The organism is Mesorhizobium sp. M7A.F.Ca.US.006.04.2.1, from assembly GCF_004022915.1.
Taxonomy (GTDB): domain Bacteria; phylum Pseudomonadota; class Alphaproteobacteria; order Rhizobiales; family Rhizobiaceae; genus Mesorhizobium; species Mesorhizobium ciceri.
This window is the reverse complement of the sequence record NZ_RZQA01000282.1, coordinates 1-7,006: the sequence shown is the minus strand read 5'-3', so window position 1 is coordinate 7,006 and position 7,006 is coordinate 1. Positions and strand designations below refer to the sequence as shown.

The 7,006-nt window shown below is 61.4% G+C and carries 6 protein-coding genes and 1 pseudogene; all 7 read left to right on the top strand.

Features of this window, described 5'->3' with window-relative positions:
- On the top strand, window positions 1-678 hold a 678-nt coding region (gene cpaB, locus EN925_RS16650), incomplete at its 5' end, for a Flp pilus assembly protein CpaB (RefSeq protein ID WP_128336712.1).
- Window positions 675-2,195 carry a type II and III secretion system protein family protein gene (locus EN925_RS16645; RefSeq protein WP_013533683.1) on the top strand — a complete coding sequence of 507 codons (1,521 nt, stop codon included), beginning with the start codon at window positions 675-677 and terminating at the stop codon, window positions 2,193-2,195. The genes cpaB and EN925_RS16645, both read left to right, overlap by 4 nt.
- A gap of 14 nt (window positions 2,196-2,209) precedes the next feature.
- A complete protein-coding gene (locus EN925_RS16640) occupies window positions 2,210-2,947 on the top strand; it encodes a pilus assembly protein CpaD (protein ID WP_013533682.1) in 738 nt (245 codons plus the stop codon).
- A gap of 38 nt (window positions 2,948-2,985) precedes the next feature.
- On the top strand, window positions 2,986-4,275 hold the full coding sequence (locus EN925_RS16635) for a CpaE family protein (RefSeq protein WP_013533681.1): 1,290 nt from the start codon (window positions 2,986-2,988) through the stop codon (window positions 4,273-4,275).
- Between the two features lie 29 nt (window positions 4,276-4,304).
- Complete coding sequence (locus tag EN925_RS16630) at window positions 4,305-5,804, top strand: CpaF family protein (protein ID WP_013533680.1); 1,500 nt, start codon at window positions 4,305-4,307, stop codon at window positions 5,802-5,804.
- A 29-nt stretch (window positions 5,805-5,833) separates the two neighbouring features.
- Window positions 5,834-6,847: a type II secretion system F family protein gene (locus tag EN925_RS16625; protein ID WP_013533679.1), complete on the top strand. Its 1,014-nt coding sequence runs from the start codon at window positions 5,834-5,836 to the stop codon at window positions 6,845-6,847.
- Between the two features lie 9 nt (window positions 6,848-6,856).
- Window positions 6,857-7,006 (top strand): annotated as a pseudogene (locus EN925_RS40720) (type II secretion system F family protein); the annotation flags it as partial.

Here is a 7,006-nt window from a genome sequence, read left to right as displayed (position 1 = left end):
CTCCAGGATGTGCTTGTGCTTTCAGGCGACGTTCCGATGGGCAGCCCGATCCAAAACAACATCGCCTGGCAATCCTGGCCCGCCGACGGCGTCAACGCGAATTTCATCACCCGCACCGCCGAGCCCGAGGCGCTGGACAAGCTGAAGGGTTCCATTGCCCGTGTGGCGATGTATGCCGGAGAGCCGCTGCGGCGTTCCAAGCTGATCGGGGAGGGGCAGAGCTTCATGTCGTCGATCCTGCCTTCCGGCATGCGGGCGGTCGCCACGGCCATCTCGGCCGACACGTCGGCCGGCGGCTTCATTCTTCCCAACGATTTCGTCGACGTCATCATGACCCGCAGGGCCGATGCCGCCAGCGGTGCCGCCGGCTTCAACACCGAGACCATCCTCAAGAACATCCGCGTCCTGGCCATCGACCAGACCATTCAGGAGGACGAGGAAGGCAAGAAGACCAGGGTGGGCCAGACCGCCACGCTGGAACTGACGCCCAAGCAGGCGGAGATTATCACCGTCGCCCAGCAGATGGCGGATCGCCTGACCCTGGCGCTGCGGGCGGTCGCGGACACGCAGGAAAAGAATGTGGGTGAGGCCGACTATCTCGTTTCCGGCAATGGCCGCAGGGGAACGGTGAGGCTGATCAAGTCGGGCGAAGTTTCCGAAGTGGGAGCAAGGAAATGAAGCTAGGTGGCAAACTGCCGGCAATCGTAGCCGCGGCATTCGGCCTGCTGCTCGTCGGAACGAATGTGCAAGGCAGCGTCGTCGAGGCAAAGAACGCGCAGGTCACGGCATCGACGGCCACCCAGCGCGTCAAGCTCGGCCTCAACAAGTCGGTGGTCATCGACCTGCCGAGCGATGCCTATGACATTCTCGTCGCCAATCCGGCGGTTGCCGATGCGGTGACCCGCACCGCAAGGCGCATCTATCTGTTCGGCAAGGCGGTCGGCGAGACGAACATCTTTGTCTTCGGCCCCAATGGCGAGCAGATCGTCAGCCTGGACCTGGCCGTCGAACGCGACGTTGCCGGCCTTGAAGATTATATCAGGCGCTTCCTGCCGACGTCGGCTGTCAAGGTGGAACTGCTGAACGACAACGTCGTTCTCACAGGAACCGTGGATACCCCCCTGGATGCCAAGCGCGCCGAACAGTTGGCGAACATGTTCGTGTCGGGTGGTGAAGCGACGACGGGACAATATTCGCAGACCGCGGCTGGCGGCTCGGCCCAGAGCGGTGTCGACATCAACAATCCGGACCAGGAGCGCCGCACCAGCCAGATCGTCAACCTGATCCAGATCATTGGCGACGACCAGGTCACGCTGAAGGTCACGGTCGCCGAAGTCAGCCGCTCGGTGATGAAGCAGCTCGGCGTCAACATGGTTGGCAGCGGCGGCAGCAACGGCATTAGTTACGGCGCAATCAGCGACAACTTCACGGGTCTCGGCAAACAGCTGTCGAATTCCGGCTTTCAAATCGGCGCTTCAGGACTGCAGGCTTATGTGAACGCTATGGAGCAGTCCGGGGTGATGAAGACCTTGGCCGAGCCGACCTTGACGGCTGTGTCGGGCGAGAAGGCAACCTTCAAGGTCGGCGGTGAATACAATATGGTCACGGGTGTCTCGGCAAATGTATCGCAAGACAACCAGACCGGCCTGAAGACCTACAGCGTCGAAAAGATCGAGTACGGCATCGGCCTGGAATTCCAGCCGGTTGTGTTGTCTCCCGGCCGCATAAGTTTGAAAGTCAGGACGTCGGTTTCCGAGCCGACAACCGAGGGATCCGTATCGTTCTCCTCAGGCGTGACGAGTCCCGGCATGAATGCCCTGTCGCTGCGCAAGCGCCTTGCCGACACAACGGTGGAATTGCCATCCGGTGGCTCCATGATGATCGCCGGCCTGGTTCGCGACGATGTCAGGCAAGCCGTCAACGGATTGCCTGGATTGACAAAGATCCCGGTGCTTGGCGCGCTCTTCCGCAGCAGGGATTTCGTGCGAAACGAGACCGAGCTCGTCATCATCATCACGCCCTATCTGGTTAAGCCGGTGGCGCGCAACGACCTTGCCAAGCCGGACGACAATTTCAACGCCGCCAGCGATGGCGCCGGCATGTTCCTTGGCCGCGTCAATCGCGTCTACGGCACCATGCAGACCGACAAGCCCAATGGCCGCTACCACGGCGTTGTCGGCTTCATCTACAAGTAAGCGGGGAAGCGGACATGTCTCAGTCAGCATTGAAGGCAAGCACCATCGCCGCAACGACCCGTCTCGGCCGTTCACGGGTCTGCCGGCGAGCCGTTCCTGTCCTGGCGGTTGCGGTGGCGGCGCTGCTCGCCGGCTGCGCCCAGCGCGACAGCATCACGGTCGGCGCCATTCCGGACGATTACCGCACCAACCATCCGATCGTCATCGCCGAGAAGAATCAGAAGATCGACCTGCCTGTCGGCGCCGGTGACCGCGGCATGACCGGCTCCCAGCGCGATACGCTTCTTGGCTTCCTGGATGGCTATGACAGAAGTGCCGCCCCGACGCTGACGATCCAGGTCCCGAGCGGATCGGCCAACGAGGTCGCCGCGACCACGGCGGCCCGCGATTTCGCCCGGCTGGCGGTTGCCAGCGGCATCAAGCGCAATCGGATTGTCGTGACCTCCTATCAGTCCGCCTCCGCCGAAGCCTCTGCCCCGATTCGCGTTGCTTATATCTCGGTGAAAGCCCAGACCGATAAGTGCGGCCGCTGGCCCGAAGATCTTATGGAGACATCGGAGAACAAGCACTATGCCGACTTCGGCTGCTCCTATCAGAACAATCTTGCCGCCCAGATGGCCAATCCCGCCGACCTGCTCGGCCCGCGTAAATCTGCCAATATTGATCCGGCAAATCGTAGCCAAGCCATCGATGTTTACCAAAAGAGAGGCATTTCGGAAGAGTTCCTCGGCAATTCGGAAGTGACGTACTGAGCCGCAAATCTCGGATAGAACAGGCCACGGGAGAGAGCATGACGATGAGCAACCTTGCCTACGACGCCCCGGTGGACGGCAGCGATACCTCGCAGCAGGACATCGCCGCGATGCAGGCGTTGCGGCCGATCCCGCGCATCTCGATCCAGGCATTCTGCGAGACCGAGGGTGTTGCCAACCCGGTCGAGCGCGCCGGCGAGGACCGTCGCATGACGAAGGCGCATCTCAAGGTCCACATGGGCGGTGTTCCCACTGCCATCGAATTCTACCAATCGGCGCCGACGCCCAATCTGATCCTGCTGGAATCGCGCAGCGAGCCCAAGCAATTGCTGGAACAACTCGCCCAGCTTTCGGAATATTGCGATCCGACGTCGAAGGTGGTGGTGATCGGCCACTACAATGATGTCGGCCTCTACCGGGAACTCATCCGCAACGGCATTTCCGAATATGTGATCGCTCCGGTCTCGATGGCCGACATCGTCAGCGTGGTGTCGTCGATTTTCATCGATCCGGAAGCCGAGCCGCTCGGCCGCTCGATCGCCTTCGTCGGCGCCAAGGGCGGTGTCGGCTCCTCCACGATCGCCCACAATGTGGCTTGGGCGATGTCCTCCCTGTTCAAATCCGAAGTGGTCGTCGCTGATCTCGATCTGGCTTTCGGCACCGCCAACATCAATTTCGACCAGGATCCGGCGCAAGGCATTGCCGAGGCGGTGTTTTCACCGGAACGCATCGATGAAGTCTATCTCGACCGGCTGCTGACCCAGTGCGCCGAGCATCTGTCGCTGCTGGCGGCGCCTTCGACGCTCGAACGGGTCTATGATTTCGATCCAGAGGCCTTCGTTCAGCTCATCGACACCGCCCAGCGCAGCGTGCCGCTTCTGGTGCTCGACGTCCCCCATGCCTGGACGGGCTGGACCAAGAACACCTTGGTCAAGGCCGACGAGATCGTCATCACCGCGACACCGGAACTTGCCAATCTGCGCAACACCAAGAACCTCATCGATATGCTCAAGCGGCTTCGTCCCAATGATCCGCCGCCCAAGCTTATCATCAACCAGGCCGGCGTCCCGAAACGCCCGGAGATTTCGCCGGCCGATTTCGCCGAGCCGCTCGGTCTGTCGCCAATGTCGGTCATTGCTTTTGATCCATTGCTGTTCGGCAATGCTGCCAACAACGGACGCATGCTTGGCGAAATGGATGCCAAGAACCCGATCGTCGCAATGATCAACGAAATGGCGCATGTGCTGACCGGGCGCAGCGAAATCAAGATCAGGAAGAAGGCCGGGCTCGGCAGCCTGCTCGGCAAGCTCTCGCGCAACAAGAAGTGACGCTTCAGCAGTGGAATCGGTAGTCGATCATGTTTGGTAAAAGAGGCAGCGACGACGGCAACCGGTTCACGCCGGAATTTCGCCAGCCAGCACCGGCGCCTGTTGCGCCGCCGGCTGCAGGTTCCGTGGACACGGCGGTTCTGACACGGCCCGCGGCGCCAAGCGCGCCTGTCGCGCCGCCGGCGCGCCGTGCGGTCGAGGCACCGCCATTGGCGCCTGAGCCGAAGCGGGCACAGCGCGAAAAAAGCGAAACCTATTACGATACCAAGAGCCAGGTCTTCTCCGCACTCATCGACACCATAGATCTGTCGCAGCTTTCCAAGCTTGATCCTGAAAGTGCGCGCGAGGAAATCCGCGATATCGTCAACGACATCATCGCGATCAAGAACTTCGCAATGACGATCGCCGAGCAGGAAGAGCTGCTCGAGGACATCTGCAACGACGTGCTCGGCTATGGGCCGCTCGAGCCGCTGCTCGCCCGCGACGACATCGCCGACATCATGGTCAACGGCTCCAGGAACGTCTACATCGAGGTCAACGGCAAGGTCGAACAGACCGGCATCCGCTTTCGTGACAACCAGCAGCTCCTCAACATCTGCCAGCGCATCGTCAGCCAGGTTGGCCGCCGCGTCGACGAATCCAGCCCGATCTGCGACGCGCGCCTCCCCGATGGCTCCCGCGTCAACGTCATCGCGCCGCCGCTCTCCATCGATGGCGCCACGCTCACCATCCGCAAATTCAAGAAGGACAAGCTGACGCTCGACCAACTGGTCAAGTTCGGCGCCATCTCGCCGCAGGGCGCCGAAGTTCTCAAGATCATCAGCCGTGTTCGCTGCAACATCGTGATCTCGGGCGGTACCGGTTCGGGCAAGACCACGCTGCTCAATTGCCTGACCAACTATATCGACCGCGAGGAGCGCGTCATCACCTGCGAAGACTCGGCCGAGCTGCAATTGCAGCAGCCGCATGTGGTGCGCCTCGAAACCCGCCCGCCCAATCTGGAGGGCGAGGGTGAGGTGACGATGCGCGACCTGGTCAAGAACTGCCTGCGCATGCGGCCCGAGCGCATCATCGTCGGCGAAGTGCGCGGACCCGAAGTGTTCGATCTTCTGCAGGCGATGAACACCGGCCATGACGGCTCGATGGGCACGATCCACTCGAACAGCCCGCGCGAATGCCTGAACCGCATCGAATCCATGATTGCCATGGGCGGTTATTCGCTGCCGCAGAAGACAGTGCGCGAAATCGTCGTCGGTTCCATCGACGTGATCATCCAGGCAGCGCGCCTGCGCGACGGATCGCGCCGCATCACCCACATCACCGAGGTGATCGGGATGGAAGGCGACGTCATCATCACGCAGGATATCGTCCTCTACAACATCAAGGGTGAGGACGCCAACGGCCGGCTGTTGGGTGAGCACGTATCGACCGGCATCGGCCGTCCGCATTTCTGGGAGCGTGCACGCTATTACGGCGAGGAGCAGCGTCTCGCCATTGCGCTCGAGGCGATGGAGAAACGCGCTGACTGACGTCTGCTGGGGTGTAAGGGTTCGGGCCAATGTTTGGAATTGACGGCACAGTACTGGCGTTTGTCGTGCTCGCCGGCTTCAGCGCCGGCGCCGTCGCTTATGCATTTCTGTTCACCCGGATCAGCAACGAGAAACAGGTCGGCAAGCGGCTCGAAACAATCAGGACCGCCGAGACGGATCGCTCCGTCGTCAAGGCCTCGCGCGACCGCGTGGCGGAAGCCGCCAAGCGGCGCAAATCGGTTCAGGATTCTCTCAACGAACTCGACGCCAAGCAGAAAACCAAGGACAGCCGCGTCAAGAAGCCGCCGCTGAAAGCCCAGCTTCGTCAGGCCGGCCTCAAGACCACCATCGAGCGTTTCTATATATATTCCGCAATATGCGGTATCGTTTTGACGATGGCCGCTTTCGTGGCCGGAGCCCCGCTGATCGCCTTGCCGGGCGTGCTGCTGGCCGGGGGGCTGGGCCTGCCGCGCTGGTTCGTCACGTTTCGCCGCGCCCGCCGGGTCAAGGCATTCCTCAACGAATTTCCAAACGCGCTCGACATCATCGTGCGCGCGGTCAAATCCGGCCTGCCGCTGAACGATGCCGTGCGCCTGATCGCCAACGAATCGCCCGAACCCGTGAAGACCGAGTTTCGCCGCATCGTCGATTCACAGCAGATGGGCCTCTCTATCCCCGACGCGACCTTGCGCATGCCCGAAACCATGCCTTGCACCGAGGCAAGCTTCTTCGGCATCGTTATCCAGATTCAATCGCAAGCCGGCGGCAATCTCTCCGAGGCGCTGGGCAATCTTTCGCGCGTGCTTCGCGATCGCAAGAAGATGAAAGCCAAGGTCGCGGCGCTGTCGATGGAAGCGAAGGCATCCGCCGCGATCATCGGGGCGCTGCCCTTCATCGTCGCCTTTCTCGTCTACCTGTCGAGCCCGGCCTACCTGATGCCGCTGTTCAACACCAGCGTCGGAAACCTGATCCTTGGTTGCTCTGCGGTCTGGATGTCGATCGGCATCCTGGTGATGCGCAAGATGATGAACTTCGAAGTCTAGGATGCTGGCATGACCGAGCAAGTCATCAAGACCCTGACGGATCCGAGCTTCCTGATCGCGATGCTGGTCGCGATAGCGGTGTTTGCGACCGTCTTCACCTTGCTGCCGGCGTTTGGCGGAAACCAGCTCAAGTCACGCATGAAATCCGTTGCGCTGGAG